Below are 16,611 nucleotides of genomic sequence, written 5' to 3'. Positions count from 1 at the left end.
CCCTTTTCAGATATTACCCGAAGAATCCAAAATCATCGGCAAATGCAATATCCATAATAATCTCGTGACGAAGAACTTCTATATCATTCTTATCGTCATAAGCAACCAAGTAGTATTTCTGTGATTTATCGTATTTCTTGTTCTTAAAGTTAAAGCGGAGTCTGAACATACGCTTCGTCGTATCTTTATCTTTCTTATCTGCAATAACAATATTCTCATTAGAAATCTTCTCGTTATTATCAGAAATGAAATATACTCGGTAACTTGTTTCTTTCACAATATCACTTACCGGCTCTGTCTGAACAAAATCCAGTGTCGTGATAAGATTTGTAATCTTTGAAGTCAAACTTACAAGAGCAATTTCTGCTAGGCTTGTTTCCTTTTTGCCCTTATCCACTTTCACATCAATCATCGGTACAAGCATTTCCTGCGGAGAGCAGCCGCCATGAACATAGTTCTGTCCTGCTCCTGCCACCTTGAAAATATCTGAAGCAAGAGGGAATGACACGATACGTTCATCGACACTACCAAGTACCTTACCAACTGTTGTATGGCAAACTCCGTCTGCCTTGATTTCTTCGGCAGATATGGAATAACGCTGTCCAACACTGTTTGATTTTGAAGCAGCTCCGGCAATCTTATCTGTTGCCTGAATTTTGTCTCTCTTATAAATAAATCCGTGGTCTGCCGTCACAATAAAATGATAAGTATTTGCCTGCGATGCAATTCTCTTTATCAAAGTATAAATCTCTTCAATTGCTTCTTCGCAAGCAGTAAAGACTTCATTTTCAGAAGCCGCTTTATCTCCACGGGCATCTATCTGATTATGATAAATATACACAACGTCCTGTCCTGTAAAGATAGAACGAAGGTCTGCCTGTTTCATTGTTTTCATTGAATCAAACTGAATGCACTTACTGCTTACTTTATACTCTTTCAGAATAGATTCCCTTTGCTCCGTGGAACTGCACGCTTTTCCGTCAACCAGCACATCATAAGATGAACTATATTCAATCGTCTTATGCGGAAGCAGGGAAGCCATACCTAACGGTGTATAAGATGGAAGAACACCTTGCATTGCTCCGATAGAAGCATTGCACTTCTCATCTGCCTGCATTTTTTCAAACAGGGTATGTGCAACCTCATAACGGAGTGCATCAGATATAATAACTACTACTCTATCCTTTGAGTAATTGATGTGCCTTGCAAAGAAATCTCTCTGCAACGTAAGTCCTGTTTCTCCATCTGCGTCTGCAAGCTCATTGTTCCAGTTCACTGTAATCCGATTCAGATACTCATTCGTATAGATATTCTCAACCAGTTCCCTGATTTTTTCAAACTGTGTGGTATCTTCCAATTTATCGAAGTAAAAATAAAAGTATCTATAATAACGGTCAATCTTATAAGTTGACTCCGTATATTCCTTAACCAAGTTTTTGATACCGCTAACTGGCTGATACTTACCTTCAGCAATCATATCAAAGGCATTCTGAAGAATGAAATACTCATTGCGGAAGTTCTTTCCAAAATGTTGCTTCCTGCGTTCTACACAAAGCTCCGGAATCGTCTTTCCATTCAGCTTTGCTCCTATATCCTCATTCTCAAGTCTGCCGATAATCCAACTAATCAGAAGTTCATCAACACCTGCAAAGATATTGCAAGCTACAAGTGTTTCCACTTCCATCTTCTCAAGATAATTTTTACCGTTAATTGCATTATAGATAATCTCTGAAATCTCATCAAAACGTGTACCATACAGATAACTGTTCATCAGGTTATCCATAAATGCAATGATATTACCGGATTTATAAGAAATAAATGGTTTCCAAGCCTGCGGCATATCCGTATGAATACTCTTAGCCGCATATGTAACAAACATCGTGATAACGAGTTTTTCAAGTGTTGGCTTCGGGTCATTATATCCAAATGCCACATCTGCCTGCTGCCAGAATGCAGAAAGCAAATCATACTTCTCAAACTCTGTTAGGTATTTGTTATCCAGCAAGCCATCGTCTGTTAAAATTGAACGCAGCACTTCTTCAAACGAAGCGGTCTTATCCTTGCAAAGCACACTCATCAATGCAACTTCAATCGTGCTTCTGTTGAAATTCTCTATTTCCAAATCATAGAATTTCTGCGTTCTGTCTTTATTCGCAAAGAATTTAATATAATGCTGAATAACAGGCTTGTACCGTTCATCAATCCCCAAATCAAGCGTGAGCAAGGAAGCACGGTCAGCAAAAAATTCTTTAGAATATCGGATTGTATCTGCAAGATGGTTGTCCCTTATGTTCGGTTTTGCAAAAGGAGCGTACACAAGATAATTGGTTGTCGTATCCTCTCGTTCCAAGAAGTATTTGATATAGAACTGATTGTCCGGCTCAAGATGCAGAACCTTTGCATTTTCCAATTCTATGCTGTCAATATCCTCCTGAAACTCCGCATTGGCATCATACCAAAACACAAGTTTACGGACATCACTTGCAAACTCACTATTTAATTTGTCTGTAATCTGTTTTAAGTTTAGTTCTGCCATGTTTGACCTGCCTTATAAATCAATTTCAAGCTGATTGTCATCAACAATATCCTGATAAATCGCATATTCTTTTATATCGTCGCCTAAATCTATTACCTTTTTCAATATTTTCTGTTCCGTTTCTTCGCTGATTACATTTATATCTTTTTCACATTGTTCCATCCAAAATACGAATTCATTTCCTAATCTACTCTGTACTTCTTGGTTTGCTGCTACCAATATATTTTTTTCATTAAATACTTGTGTGTTTTTCCATATTTCATCCACGTCTTTTGAGTATAGAGTAACTACAACAATACCCATAAGATTTGAGATTGTATAAATCGTATTATCCGAGTAGCCAGAATACGAAGTTAAAGAACGATGAATGGTGGTATGAGGTCGTCCTGTTTTTAACAAATTATCATCAGGTGCGTTCACATTCATTATTCGTTCAAAGAAGAAAATATGATGTTCAATATTGCTTAAATCCGTTCTTTTGCTAAGGAGAAAATCTCTCATAATCCCTTCGGCTTCAATCATTCTTTCTATTACATCCAGTTTCAGACTTTTTTCACGAACAAAATTTACAATATCCAAATAAAGGCTTCGCCAAGATAACGATGTAAGGAAATAAAAAAGTTTTTCGTCATAGTTAAAGATTTCGTGTTTATCTCGCTTATACGGATAAAAGACAGTATTAGCGAAATATCTTTCAGACGCACTAAATAATTCTTCGCAATCGTGACAAAGCATATAATGCTTTTCGATGTCCTGAGCAATTCGGTTCGGATTTTCGTGACTGCGAATATTGCCTATCGAAGTATTTTTCAGATATTTCCCTATAAATTTAGGAATAATATGGCTAAGTTGCAGTTCCTTATCTTCGCCACATAATGCACATTTACCCATCATATCCACCTCACTTATATCTTTACTAAAATCTGCATTTTCTTTCCATCGGCGGTCTGGACTTTTTCGTAATTGACTTTTACGCCATCATCAAGGTCAATGTCGATACGGGAAAGAGCTAAGTGAGCGATTTTAGCATCATAGTCTTTGGTTTCCTTAATCTGTTTCTGGAGTTTTTCCTTACGCTTTGTGGCATTGGAAATTTCCTTGTTATCATGGCTGTTGTCTATAATTTCCTGCATACGGACAATCTCTTTTTCATACACACGCTGAATACGATGCAGATACTCAACTCGAACATTACCAATGGTGTCTGCGTTCCAACGGTGCATATAAACAAGAGCCTTAAACCCATTCTGCTTACCACTATCAAAAAGCCAATAAATCGGGCGTTTCTGATAAGTCTTAATATGGTCTTTGATGAAATCTGTCAGGAAATAATTTCTGATTACTTCACGGCTTGTCTTTCCTTTATTACCAAGGGCATTCGCAATAAAATCAAGATTTTCTTCAAGCGTATCTTCTCCGTAAACCTTTTTCAGCCAAGCACAAAACAGACCGACAATATCATCTTCAAAATATTCCTCGTCCGTAATTGGAATACAGTTATCCGCATCAGGTTCAAATGATAATTCTGTTGCAGTTTTCCAATCATCAGTATCATGGAATTTAGGATAATGATAATCCGCAAGAGATATACCAGCATAACTGCCTTCTATTGCTTCGCCATTTTTGTCTAATGCAGCCTGCCCTTTATACTTCCAATAAACATCATCAAAGTTTCCACCTGCATATACAATCCCCTCACGTTCAAGAGAATAACGACCAAACATACAGCCAACTGCATAAGAAATTAAGCTCTTAATCTCTCTCTGTAAATCAGCCTGACGAACCGTAACATCTTTATCTTCTACTTCCGGTGTCAATTCGTCCTGCAATTCGTAGATGTCAATAAAAATGCGATTAAGTTCTTCTTCATTAGTTTTAAGCAGATAAAACGCTCAGCACATTCTTTTGTCCACATCTCAAAAGCTACTGACACCTTATCTGCTTCATAACAAACCAATGGATGCTTTTTAAAGTCCCAAGAAGTTTCAAAAGAATCCCATTCCTTTGAAGCTATATCAATACACATTTTTACTAAATTTTCAATTATTTCTTTCTTATCATTCTCTATAATTATAGGCAATCTGGAAATATCCCCTGCCTGAAAATTGATTGTAGGAGCTATTAACTTTAATATTTCAGAAGCAATTATTGTATTACAAAAGCCTAAATAGTAATATAGATTATCATCATATGGGTAAAATGACATTCCTGCAATATCCGAAATATTGCATTTTTTATATCTAAATGCTGGCTTTGATGTAATAAGTGACCAAGTTGCAGATGGCAAAAACTTTAATTTATTAGGGTAATCCTGTACATTTCGTTTTTCAATTTTTGCTTTTCCAATTACGCAAGCTCCCTCATTCTCCCAATTAACCACGCAATCATTATTACCATACCATTTGCGATATTCTCCACCCTTGTTATATGGGAACCATTTTGCTCCTGATTGCACGGCTTCATTAGTAGAATTCGCTTTTGAATTAAATTTGCTATCTGCGACTTCCCACCATAAACGAACAAATTGATTGTTATCTCCTGTCTTCATTCCATTTCTTGCTAATGCCATTTCTCCCAAGGAAGGATATTTATCAAACGCTTTAATTATCTGTTTACTAACCCAATAAGAAATTGGCATTCCCGGTATTTTCTCAAAATCCTTTTGTTTAGCATAATAACGATTATTCTCAGCCAAAAATTCATCTGCTTTACCTTTTTCAGACGTTGGTTCTATCAATCTACAATATGTTCCTTTATACTCTTCGAGATAACTTTTTCTCATAACAAAACTTGTAGTTTGAACAACTTCGCCTGCTATCTCATCAAATGCCCTTGCTCCAAGATGTGCCATACTAATTATGTCAGACAATAATATTTTCTTACGTAACTTCTCATAAGAGGAAATAAATAACCAAGAATGCATTGTTATCATTGCTTGGTATCCGTTTACTTTCAACATTTCCTTGCATCGTTCAATAAATACTGCAAATAAGTCCGTTTTACTGTCAGGATATTTTTTCTTAACATAGTCATTCAATCTCGTTTCCGCATTGCTTACCGGCATATACGGTGGATTTGTAACAACAATATCATATTTCTGTGTAAGCATAATCGCCTGTTTTAACAACGGTGCAAGGTTTGAAATAACCTCATTGCAATTCATAATATCAATTAAGTTGCCATCATTCTTGTGTTCTTCTATATAACCAACTTGGTTGCTTATTATTTTTAAATCATCTTCCGACAAAGAACCTGTCATTACACTTCCATATTCGGCTGCATACTTAAAATCAGAAATAAGCTGTTGGGTAATATTTTTGCAGTCCCCCATTTTCTCAAGTGCAGACTCTGACAACGACGTACTATTTTGAACAAAGCATAAGTTCGGTTCTATTCCCTCAGTTAAAATTCTTCGATTATAATAACGAGCTTTCATCATTATTGAAAAATAAGCAAGCTGATATGCACGTTTATCAATATCAAGACCAAAAATATTATTTTTCAATATACTACGTGCAGCATCTCTCTGCGTATATCCATAGCTCTCATATATCTGCATAAGTACATCAAAAGCATACACAAGAATATGACCACTACCCATACACGGGTCTATTATCTTAATGCTTTCCGGTGCTAACTCCTTATATGTTGATTTAATTTCTTCAAGTTTAGCTACAACATCAGGTTCTTGCTCTGCTTCATCAATATAATATTTCCAAGTATCTTTCAAAGAATTATCTGGATGCCCCTCTATCCAAATTCTACCCAATGAATTTTCAACCATATAACGAACAATCCAATCCGGTGTAAAAAGCTGTGTTGCTGCCGGAATTTCTTCTTTCGATATTTTCTTGCCGCTTGCTCGTCCAAAAACTGCTGCTTTTGGTTCAATATTATAATATTGATACAACCAACCAATAATTTCGACCTGACCATCAGCTTTTATTTTTCCATCATCGGTATACATTTCATCGTTAATGCGGAAATCAACTTCTTCAATATCGTTCACAAGATGATATATAATTCCATCTGGGTCTGTGAACGGAATTGTAAGCAATAGTTCTGAGTAATCATCTGTCTTTTCAAATAAATCAGGTAAAATATCGTGAAGTTTATTGCACTGCTTAATGAAAAGAATACGGAACAACTCATCTAATTCATTATCGTCTTTCAGTTGGATTATTTTATCCTGTTCAGATGATGTAAATTCCAAATCGGTATCAAACGGTGCCGTTACCAAATCAGGCTCTTTTTTTGCTTTATTTTCAGAAGAAAGCACACGAACACCGGAAGGCAAATAATCATTTACTTCCATAAAACGAATCGCAATTAGACGATTGAACCAAGTATATGCAACTTCTTCAATCAGATATCTAAATGCTTCTTTATAATTTTGAATGTCTCTTTCTTTTTTCTTAATTGCACTAACTAATGCATCACGTTGTTCAATTTCTTTGCCAGAAACCTCAGCATAATTCTTCGTTCCAATATCAAAAAAATGCAAGTCATTTGTTGACTGAGGTAACTCATCTGCAATTCCATCTTCCGTGATACCAATCATACTTGCCTTATAGATGATATCTGATATAAGTTTTTCCCTTGCCCATACAGAAAAATTTTTTATTGCTGTTTTATTCATCTTGCTTTCTCCATCTCTTATCTAATAAAGTTTTCAAGCTGTTGCAGTAACATACCCCAATCTGCTCCGGTAACTGCTCCGGCAGCAAGTGTTACTGCAAGTTTCATAGAAAAATCGCCTGCAAACTTTTTGATACCTACAAGAGCTTTTCCTATACGGTTCTTTTTCGGATTATCGGTTTTCAACTGTTCCTGAACCATTTCCAAATCATCTTTTACATTCTCAATTTCTTCTGCATCAACACCTTGTATCTCAGGTAATGAAGCCAATAATTTATCAATCAAATCAAGCATAGAACTTGTATCATTTGTAGTGTTATAAGTATTTATCACGCCACTGTTCTGCTGACTCGCAGAGCCATTGACAGTTTCAATATTCTGAATATATGTATTTCCGCCCATAGCTTTTGCCTCCTCATCATAAACAATCATTTCCATCGAAAGTTGGTCGTTAATAAAATCTATAAGTGGCTTAAATGCCATATCAAGAAAATTTTGTATAATTGTATTTATTTTCTTATCAGACCAACAATAATTCATAGCCTGACTTCTGACATTAACTGTATTCTCATTATTTATAAAATTCAAATAATCATACTGTGCCTTTATATGGCAGGCTTCATCTACTGGCGGAGTATAATCAGCCCAATCATCAGAGCCAATATCATAGCATTCTTTAAAATCATAATCGACACCTGATATTTTATCCTGAATGATTCCAGATATTAACTCGTTTCCATCTATAAATTTGAGGAATCGAGAAAGATTTATATCCGCCGTGTCATCTGTGCTATTAAGCAAATTGCTTGATAATCTGCGAAATTCTAAACTCAGTTTTCTTAATTCTAATCTGTTCATATATCCACCCCACAATACGGACAAAACACCTTTGCTGCTCCTGCACAATAAAGTACCTTTACTCTGCGACCACAACAGGAACACTTAAACTCTGTTTCTGTGGTATCCTTATCCTTTAATTCTTTCGTTGCAACCTTTTTCAATGGCTTATAATCCATTTTTATCTTTATCAAACCTTTAGAACGATTAACCGACCTTTGCATTTTCTTAAAGGTCTTGTTCAATTCTTCTACCATATAGTTATAAGCGATTGCCTGTGCCTGCTCGATTACATCTGATGATAAAAATTCATTCTTTTCTTTCGCCAGACCACAATAAGGGCAAAATAATTCTTCAAAAGGCTCGTCGTCATTTTGATATTCTCCGGCTTGCAACTTAAATTCTGAATTGCAGTATGGGCATTCAAAAGTCACATATCCTTCGCTATCTCCCTGAATAGATATTGTAAAATTTTCTGTTGACAAGGCATACACCTCCCAATCTCTTAGAACTCAATGTTGATAATCGTGTCTTCTTCCAAAGTATTCATCAGTTTTTTCTCAAGTTCTGCAATATACTTCTTAACATCTGCTTCATTCTCAAGCTGCCAAGTTGTCGCATTGTTGATAGATTTAATGCTAACCGTTTTCTTTCTCTTTACCTTTGGAGCAGGTGCAGCCGGAGCAATCGTTTCTCCACCATAGTTTCCAGTTTCTGCAACGTGAACAGGCTGTTCCTCTGCAATGATTTTCGCTTCTTCTTTTTCAATTTCATTTAAGCAGCGGACTTTGAGTGCGTCTGCTTCCACTTTGATATTTTGCAGTGTAGCCACATTGTTACATCTCATTGCCTTGTCACTGATTTCTCTGAACAGATTTACATATTTATCAGCCAATTTATCGTGGCATTTCTTATCTTGCAATTCTTCAAAAACACGCTGTCTTGCTTCTTGAATGGCATTATCTATCGGCTTCTGCATTTCATTAAGGAGTTTGCTGTAAAGATTGATAAAAGTGTCCAGTAACTCCGGTAATTTAAAGATTTCTGAATAAGGAACAGATTTCTTCAAAATAGACTTGATGTCCGCAACAACTGCTTCAATCTCACTATTTACAATGAATGTCTTACTGTCATCATAAATCTTCATCAGCTTCAGAGCTTTATCAAATATGCCCTTCTGTTCTCCTGCAAAGAACTTTTTAACAGGCTCATAATCCTCAGCAAAATCGAGGAAATCATCTTTCTTATGGTCAATGCCTGCGAAGAACTCATTGGAATATTTCATTTGCAAAACATCAGCCATCAGCTTTTTACCAGAAGCAATAAGCTGTTTGCCCGGATATGCAGGCTGTGTCGCATAGTGAATATCCAATTTTTCAAGGTCATTCTTCAGATTTGATGCATAACCAAGAAAACTTCTCATAATCGCATCGTCATCATCACTTGCCGAAGTAACATTGAATAGTTCTTTCATTACTGTACGGACAGACTTCTTCTGCTTTTCATTCGCTTTTACACGCTTCTCTGTCATCAGCTTTTCATTAAACTCTTTGCGTGTCAAATAGCGGATAATTTCTTCCGGAGTCTTTGAAAGCAATGTAACTGCATCGTTATTAACGAACATTGCAATTTCGCCATCTTTGAATAGCTTAGCGACAAGCCACTGCACATCAGCTTCTACAAAACCATACGGTGCTTTCAAGAAACGTTCCAGAATGGACTTCATAGAAGTTTTCATGTGACGCTGTGTGTTCAAAGCAATATAATCATTGACATCGTGCAAAGCCAATTCATTCTTAGCGGTATTTGTACCTGCAAGAGTAAGCTGCTGTCCATTATTCTTAAATAATGTGCGAATATCCGACTCACTCATTGCCGCATCAATATAAGACAACTTATGATAAACAGTTGAAACCAACTTGCCGAGTGCTTCATTTATCTTGGATGCAATTTCCTTTGCTCCGCTCTGAATTTTATCGCCATTCACATAGATTTCTGCATTCTTCAAGCTTTCTGAAAGGAACAGTTTTGCAGCACCGTTTCTCTCACGCATTTCCACTTTCTTAGCTTCCTTAATGCTTTCAAACTGTGTAACTGCATTTGTAGCATCAAAGCGGATAAATTTTTCTATCTGCAAAGCAGAACGGATTTCATCAAGAAATGTTCTGTCGTCAGGCAATACTACAAGTACGCAACTTGACTGACCAGACAGAATTCTCATTGTCGTTTCATCTGCTCGCTCATCGCTGTTCGGAGTAAGAATTTTCAATGTTATATCATTATTCTGATTTGCCTTATATGGTTTATCATCAACAACCTGATTAAAAGCAAACGCATATCTTCCGTTGAATGCCGGATAGCGATACTTCTTTTCATCGTAAAGACCATCAAAAATCATCTCAGATACCTTTGCAATGACTTCTCCGGAATCCACGTTCTGTGATTCAATCGCTCTGTTGATTTCCTGCTCCTCATCTGTCAGGAATACATAAATATCCCCGTTCTTCTGAACCAACGTCTGACGAACAAGGCGTTTTAAAGCGTCCTCTACCTGCTGTGCAAGTGCCATACGGTCATCATTTACATTCGATACCATAAGACTTGTGATATTCTCAATATTTGCTTTGATTTCCTTAACGTACTTAATCATAAAGAGTGTTTTCAGTACATTAACATCAAAACATTCTTTTTCGTGATTTGGATTCAGATACTCATTATCTAAGGCACGGGAAATAACACCCTTATGAGAATGGTCAAGGAATTGCTCAAGGGCGTCATAGAACATATTAAATGGCACAATCGTTCCCGGCTCATCATTCATAACTTTTACGGCAGATTCTTTAAACAATGCAAGCATAGAACGCTCGCCTTCTGCCAGATGCTTGCCAGATGCTCCGTGAGTACGAATGGAAGTCAGCACACTTCCAAGTAAATTAAACTGATATGGAATAAACGGATAGATGTCCGCAAAATTTTCTCTGTCTGAATATAATTTCTTTTCAACTCCATCGTTAAACAGAATGAGGTTTTTGATGACTGTCGCCTTATCATCGTAAAGCAGTGTAAGTGTCTGTTTTCCTGCTTCGTTCTTTTCAAGGATTCTCTTTTTGATAACCTCATCAACATTAGCTGATGAAAGAGAAAGTCTGGTATCAAAACGTCCCTGAATCTTTGAGAAGTCATTTCCTTTTGTTTTTGTAATCGAATCAATATCCTGCTGACTTGTTACGATAATCCAAGCCTTACCGCCGCAAGCAGTACCCAAATCTTCTGTTACGGTCTGAAGATTCAGCATCAGTTTGGAATCATCGCCTATGTACTGTCCAATCTCATCAATCAGGAATACAATATGATGATTGCTTTCTTTTTTATCAAGATATTTCTTAACAAGTCTGGCGAAATCCTCAACCTTATATGTATATTCTCCAGTAGCTTTCTCACACCAGTTTCTACCGGCTTCTATGCTCATAAATCCAATCTCATCAAGGACTTCTACCACATCGTCCTGAATGAAATCAAAGTCGCTACGTGATTCCTCCCAAGCAGAACCAAAGCTATCTTCAAATTTTTCTTTGAATAAATTGTACTTTCCTTCTTCTGTCAATTTGCGTTCCAAATCTGCAAGGAACGGATTAGAGCCACTAAATCCCTGCATTTCATTGAACACATTCTGCAATACGGAAACAATAGCAACCTTAGACTGTTTGCCATTCACTTCGCTTTTAGAGTCAATATTGAAAAGGACAACATCCGTCGGAATCGTGCCTGCCAGTTTCATATCTGCAAGTACCATCTGGTCAGAAATTTTATTATCATCTACGAAGTAATCAATCGCTTTCTTACCGCCAACTTCTTTATTTTCAAGGAGATAGGATAAAATCTTCAGGAAGTGAGATTTACCACTTCCAAAGAAGCCGGAAATCCACACGCCCATCTTGTCTGTATTTCCAGTAATTCCTCTCTTGTAGCTTGCAAAGAAATCAGAAAAATGCTTCTGAAGTTCTCTTGTCACAACATATTCTTCAAGCTCCTGCTTAATATTTGCATCGTCATCCTGACCAACTTTGATTACGCCTTTAATATCTCTGTCAATAGGCTTTGAAAACATATTCTTGATAATCATATTCCCTCTCCTCTTAATCCACGAGCTTGAACGCTCTGTAATAGTTATCGTCCTTTATCTCTCCAAACAACACCAGTTCCTGACCGTCATAATTGCCCGGATAAAACAGCACTACCGGAACATTATCTATGACCTGATGTAAATTATTCAGTACCGTATGTGAACGCAATATCGGATAGCACTTTCCAATACCAGTAATAAACACAACTGCTTTCTCCGGTGTATTATCCCTGATATGATTCACTATCAGACTGTCCGATGATGTTATCCTCAACATATTGCTGATGGATTTTGATACTCTCTCAAAGCCTTTTGTCTTTTCAAACTGATAACACTTTTCTAAATATCCTTTTTTGATAAGAATGTCAATCATAATGTCATAAAGGTCAAACACTACAACCTTGAAATCATCATCTGAGTTTTCACTTTTTTTCTTGATGTATTCTATCCTCTCTCGGATATACAATTCTTTTTCAGCCGGATAATCAAAGATATAGTATCCGACTTCATTACCTAACCCTTTGTTCTCTCTAAACGAGGGTTTTTGTATCATTTCTTCTGCTTTATCTAATCGTTCGTCAAGCGACATCATTTAGTCCACCCCCGTAATTGCTTTTATAATTACACGCTCTCCACACGCTTCAAGATAACGTTCTAAAGCAATATCAAGAATTGGTGGCGTTATTGTTTTCTTCTTATCAACAACCGTTAAAAGGTTCGCATCTGTCAAATAGTTAAAATATATCGAGCGAAGCCTACGTTTTGTACCATCTGTCCAAGCTGCAATATCTTCACTTTGAATTTCTTTATTCTTGAAAAAAATATTTACGTCTGCGTCTTCGATTACTGGAATACCAAGTATGTTTTTTTCACGGTACACTTCAAACATAAATTCAAAGAACAATCGGTCTGACCTGAGAACGGCAATCAAATTGATTACCTTCTGGGTTGCCAAGTCAGAAGTACAAAACAAGTCAATCAGTGTCTTATCCAGTCTTTTGGCTCTGTTCCAAATGTATCCATATATCCTTTTGGCTCGATACTCTTTTGCCGCACCAAAAAGATTTTCTTCTATACACATTTTTTTAATTTCTTCTTCAGACTTTCCATCATCAATCAGTTTGATGACCTTCTTCATTTCAACAAACCAGAATGATTGGGAAATCAATCCTGCACTATATGTTTCTTCTACCATCTAATTCATCCTTTTGATGGACATTAAATCTTTAATATCCCGTTTTATTTTTGACTGGAAACAATGTTCCTTCTATTCGTCCAATATAACTTCACATATATCTCCAATATCGCAATGGAACACTTTACAAATTCTCATAAGGACATCAAGAGATACTGTTTCGTTCTTATTCAATTTCGTCGCAACAGATGATGAAATCTCTGCTGCACGCATTAAATCCTGTCTTTTCATCTGATTATCAATCATAAGTTTTTGAAGTTTATTATAGCTTATTCTCATCTGTAACTCTCCTTTGTATTCTCCGCTTCTTCTGGTTACAGTTACTCGATTAACATCATACCATAAATAATCTATTTTTTCAATATATGGACGTTTATTCGCAACTCGTCATTGATTAGGTGTCATTTATTACTGACACCTAACAGTAAAGTGATTCAAAGCAAAAAAAGAAAGCTCGTCGATTAGGACGAACTTCTGTGTTTTATGGAAGTATTTGCTTTGACTGCTTCACAAGTGTATCTATGACTTCATAAATTCTGTTTCTATCTTCAGGAGCAAGTTTTTCAAGCTTCTCATTCAGCATTGAGTTCTTGACTGTATATCCCGTTTCCAGAACATCTGTAAGAACCATATCCGATGATACACCTAAAGCATTTACTATCTTTATGAAAGTTTCGAGTGACGGAATTTTCTCTCCACGCTCAACCATACCAATATAATTTGTTGTCAAATCTGTTTTCTCAGCCAAATCTTCTTGGCGTAATTTTCTCGCAAGTCGGAACTTTCTTATATTCTTGCCGATTGTATCGAGCTTCATCACATCACCTCCCTTAGTGTGTTTCCATAACTAATAGTATAGGTTAAGTCGATTTCAAATCACACGCACCCAAAGGAAGTCAAGCCAACTATTAGTGATGATTCACAACTATTTTTATGTTATACTATAAAAGTAGTAATTCACGATTGTTAATGGCGAAAGACAAATCACAACCCAAGAGCCAAGTTAAACAATCTCCATAGAATAAACTTAGGGGTAAAAGGAATGGACGAACAAAAGATAATATTCAGTAATCGGTTTGAAAAAGAGAAATTTGAGGATTACAAAACAGATTTGGGAACTGACAGCTCAGTCACTCCCGACTTTACGGAAGCTGATGATTTTTTAAAATTTATACAGAAGAACCGCAGAAGTGTTCCAAGTAAAGAGCGAATTGCTGACAAGGATAAATTTATCAAAACCGTTTACGAACTATCCAATAGCTTTGAAATTGACGCTGACCTGATAGAATTTGCCGAGGGATATATCGCCAACATCTATGTAGATTATGCCTGCTACACTGGATATATCAAGAAGCTGTTAGCAATTCTTTTTATCCTTGCCGATGATATTTCCTTTTTAGACGGCAGTAAAGAAAATGCCGATATGCTTTTCAGCTTCACTTATCACACACACCATATTTTCCTGAATAACAGAGAAACAACTGATTTCTCATAATGTACCCGATGGCTACTCAACTGAGCAGCCATCTTTTCAATTTTCCAGACACCGTCTGGAATTTTTAATATGCCGGAATACCGTATCCATAGATATTGCTGCTTCCGACTGCGTACTGTCTTTGCTTGCAGGCGTCGCCTGAGTTGCCCTCTACGGTATAAACTGTGCCATTCTCACACTTCTCTACGATACCAACGTGGTCTGTTGTACCGTCGCCTTCCCAATCAAAGAAGATAATATCTCCTACCTTTGGTTCATAAGTGCGGTCTTGCCATTTTCCATTTGACTTAAACCAGTTTGCACCATCCACGCAACCTGCAAATTTCGGAACAAGTCCGCTTTCAATATACCCGCATTGGTCAGCACACCAAGATACGAAGCAGGCACACCATTCCACTCGACTATTAAAGCCGTACCAGCTCCAGTAAGGTTGTCCGCCCTGATTGCCTAGCTGTGTCAAGGCAACCTCAACAATCGCCTGATTACCTCCGGCAGTAAAGGCTCGCCCATACGGATAGTATCTCAGAACGTGAGCCGGATATTGGGTATCTCCATAACTGTCCCAACCAAGCCTTTGTGCCTGCTGAGTGGAAAACTCCACTGCATTGGCATAAGAATAACCGCCATACTTTGTTTTTGCCCAAGAAATATACCCATTACCGAAGTTGTAGCCTTGCAAGGCAAGTTTGATATGCTCCATATCTATCGGACTTTCCACTTCTGCCGAAGTAAGAGCCGCTTTCAATTCCTGAACTCCACACTGGATAGAATATTCAGGGTCTTTAATTCCATTAGGTTCGTGCGGATACCTTGTATTGAAACTTCCCTCTGCTGCCTGCATAGGGTCAAGTCCTCTGCCACCGCTTTCCTGCATCATAACCGCCTTGATAAGTTCTACATACTCAGGAATGCCGTACTCTTTGGCATACTTCTGTATGATGGGTTCATAGGCTTCTACCTCTGCACTTACCGGAGTATAGGAATTACTGTCACTTCCTCCTCCAAACATTGCTACGGCAGCACCAAACAGCACGACAATCATAATAATCAGAACCGCTATCCAACCGCCTGCGGCGATTGCTGCTACAAGTGCTTTTGTCCCTGCAATAATCGCTTTGACTGTCGCAACAGTAGCTTTCGCTGTGGCTTTAACGGTATCTGCTGTGGCTTTCGCCGCTTTCTTTGCCGTCTGAGCCGCTTTCTGTGTTGCTTTGGCTGTTGTTTTTGCTGTTTTCTGTGCTATAATGGCAGCTTCTTTTGTTGTCTTAATAGAAGTCTTTGCCGTTTGTTCTGCGGTCTTGACCGACCTTTGAACAGTATTGGTTGCACCTTTCGATACGGTCTTGACTGTCGTATTTCCTGCCGACCTTGCAGACTGCTTAATTGTTTTCTCCGTATGTTCCAGAGTTCGGATACTCTGTTTTCCGACAGGATTGACCGATTGTTTTTGAAGCTGCTTCTCTGCACGCTTGGTCTTAAAATTCTCAATCCCCGTTTTGGCTTTCTGATAATTCTGCCTTGTTTCACGCACACCCCATCTGCCGACTTTATCCGCACGGTATGCAGTTTCGTGAACAGCCCTATCCGTTGCCGCTTCGATTTTATCGGAAGCATATTCCTCTGCGGAATTTTCCGAAGCATTGGTGGAATGTTCTGCCTTATCTTTCGTCATCACATAGGCTTTCTTCATTCGCTCCGTGGCAACTGCTGCCTTATTTATGGTCTTGATTGTACCTTTGCTTGTATCTCTTGTTTTTATATCAGCCATCGGTTTCCTCCTTTCTCGA

At 37.5% G+C, this 16,611-nt stretch carries 11 protein-coding genes and 1 pseudogene; 1 reads left to right on the top strand and 11 read right to left on the bottom strand.

Annotated features, from left to right (window positions below; all coding sequences use genetic code 11):
- Positions 1 to 13: 13 nt before the first annotated feature.
- From pglZ to DXA20_RS00540, 10 genes and pseudogenes are all read right to left on the bottom strand, one after another.
- The gene (pglZ, locus tag DXA20_RS00585) at positions 14 to 2,536 is read right to left on the bottom strand and encodes a BREX-1 system phosphatase PglZ type A (RefSeq protein ID WP_117886556.1); all 2,523 of its coding nucleotides are present in this window, start codon (positions 2,534 to 2,536) and stop codon (positions 14 to 16) included.
- A gap of 12 nt (positions 2,537 to 2,548) precedes the next feature.
- Complete coding sequence (locus DXA20_RS00580) at positions 2,549 to 3,430, bottom strand: hypothetical protein (RefSeq protein WP_147403657.1); 882 nt, start codon at positions 3,428 to 3,430, stop codon at positions 2,549 to 2,551.
- 11 nt (positions 3,431 to 3,441) lie between these two features.
- Positions 3,442 to 7,175 (bottom strand): annotated as a pseudogene (pglX, locus tag DXA20_RS00575) (BREX-1 system adenine-specific DNA-methyltransferase PglX).
- A gap of 17 nt (positions 7,176 to 7,192) precedes the next feature.
- The gene (locus tag DXA20_RS00570) at positions 7,193 to 8,032 is read right to left on the bottom strand and encodes a hypothetical protein (RefSeq protein WP_117886553.1); all 840 of its coding nucleotides are present in this window, start codon (positions 8,030 to 8,032) and stop codon (positions 7,193 to 7,195) included.
- The gene (locus DXA20_RS00565; RefSeq protein WP_117886552.1) at positions 8,029 to 8,496 is read right to left on the bottom strand and encodes a hypothetical protein; all 468 of its coding nucleotides are present in this window, start codon (positions 8,494 to 8,496) and stop codon (positions 8,029 to 8,031) included. Before DXA20_RS00565 ends, DXA20_RS00570 begins: the two co-directional genes overlap by 4 nt.
- A gap of 20 nt (positions 8,497 to 8,516) precedes the next feature.
- Positions 8,517 to 12,134, bottom strand: coding sequence for a BREX system P-loop protein BrxC (gene brxC, locus DXA20_RS00560; RefSeq protein WP_117886551.1), 3,618 nt, complete (start codon positions 12,132 to 12,134; stop codon positions 8,517 to 8,519).
- Between the two features lie 13 nt (positions 12,135 to 12,147).
- A complete protein-coding gene (locus tag DXA20_RS00555; RefSeq protein ID WP_117886577.1) occupies positions 12,148 to 12,723 on the bottom strand; it encodes a DUF1788 domain-containing protein in 576 nt (191 codons plus the stop codon).
- A 3-nt stretch (positions 12,724 to 12,726) separates the two neighbouring features.
- Positions 12,727 to 13,329 (bottom strand): DUF1819 family protein, encoded by a 603-nt coding sequence (locus DXA20_RS00550; RefSeq protein WP_117886550.1) that lies wholly within the window; start codon positions 13,327 to 13,329, stop codon positions 12,727 to 12,729.
- 72 nt (positions 13,330 to 13,401) lie between these two features.
- Positions 13,402 to 13,608: a helix-turn-helix domain-containing protein gene (locus DXA20_RS00545; RefSeq protein WP_101069754.1), complete on the bottom strand. Its 207-nt coding sequence runs from the start codon at positions 13,606 to 13,608 to the stop codon at positions 13,402 to 13,404.
- A gap of 202 nt (positions 13,609 to 13,810) precedes the next feature.
- Positions 13,811 to 14,146 carry a helix-turn-helix domain-containing protein gene (locus DXA20_RS00540; RefSeq protein ID WP_002594686.1) on the bottom strand — a complete coding sequence of 112 codons (336 nt, stop codon included), beginning with the start codon at positions 14,144 to 14,146 and terminating at the stop codon, positions 13,811 to 13,813.
- Positions 14,147 to 14,371: 225 nt separating this feature from the next.
- Between DXA20_RS00540 and DXA20_RS00535 the strand changes: the two genes are divergently transcribed.
- A complete protein-coding gene (locus DXA20_RS00535; RefSeq protein WP_015512786.1) occupies positions 14,372 to 14,824 on the top strand; it encodes a hypothetical protein in 453 nt (150 codons plus the stop codon).
- A gap of 64 nt (positions 14,825 to 14,888) precedes the next feature.
- Here DXA20_RS00535 and DXA20_RS00530 read toward each other — a convergent pair whose 3' ends face one another.
- A complete protein-coding gene (locus DXA20_RS00530) occupies positions 14,889 to 16,592 on the bottom strand; it encodes a lysozyme family protein (RefSeq protein WP_118558923.1) in 1,704 nt (567 codons plus the stop codon).
- Between the last annotated feature and the right edge of the window lie 19 nt (positions 16,593 to 16,611).

Source organism: Roseburia sp. AM59-24XD (genome assembly GCF_003478445.1).
Classification (GTDB): Bacteria; Bacillota; Clostridia; order Lachnospirales; family Lachnospiraceae; genus Jutongia.
This window is presented reverse-complemented; position numbering and strand designations above follow the sequence as displayed.

Excerpts from the sequence above, each read along its gene's own strand:
- pglZ (WP_117886556.1), bottom strand. The coding sequence starts at position 2,536 with ATGGCAGAACTAAACTTAAAACAGATTACAGACAAATTAAATAGTGAG.
- DXA20_RS00580 (WP_147403657.1), bottom strand. The coding sequence starts at position 3,430 with ATGATGGGTAAATGTGCATTATGTGGCGAAGATAAGGAACTGCAACTT.
- DXA20_RS00570 (WP_117886553.1), bottom strand. The coding sequence starts at position 8,032 with ATGAACAGATTAGAATTAAGAAAACTGAGTTTAGAATTTCGCAGATTA.
- brxC (WP_117886551.1), bottom strand. The coding sequence starts at position 12,134 with ATGATTATCAAGAATATGTTTTCAAAGCCTATTGACAGAGATATTAAA.
- DXA20_RS00555 (WP_117886577.1), bottom strand. The coding sequence starts at position 12,723 with ATGTCGCTTGACGAACGATTAGATAAAGCAGAAGAAATGATACAAAAA.
- DXA20_RS00550 (WP_117886550.1), bottom strand. The coding sequence starts at position 13,329 with ATGGTAGAAGAAACATATAGTGCAGGATTGATTTCCCAATCATTCTGG.
- DXA20_RS00545 (WP_101069754.1), bottom strand. The coding sequence starts at position 13,608 with ATGAGAATAAGCTATAATAAACTTCAAAAACTTATGATTGATAATCAG.
- DXA20_RS00540 (WP_002594686.1), bottom strand. The coding sequence starts at position 14,146 with ATGAAGCTCGATACAATCGGCAAGAATATAAGAAAGTTCCGACTTGCG.
- DXA20_RS00535 (WP_015512786.1), top strand. The coding sequence starts at position 14,372 with ATGGACGAACAAAAGATAATATTCAGTAATCGGTTTGAAAAAGAGAAA.
- DXA20_RS00530 (WP_118558923.1), bottom strand. The coding sequence starts at position 16,592 with ATGGCTGATATAAAAACAAGAGATACAAGCAAAGGTACAATCAAGACC.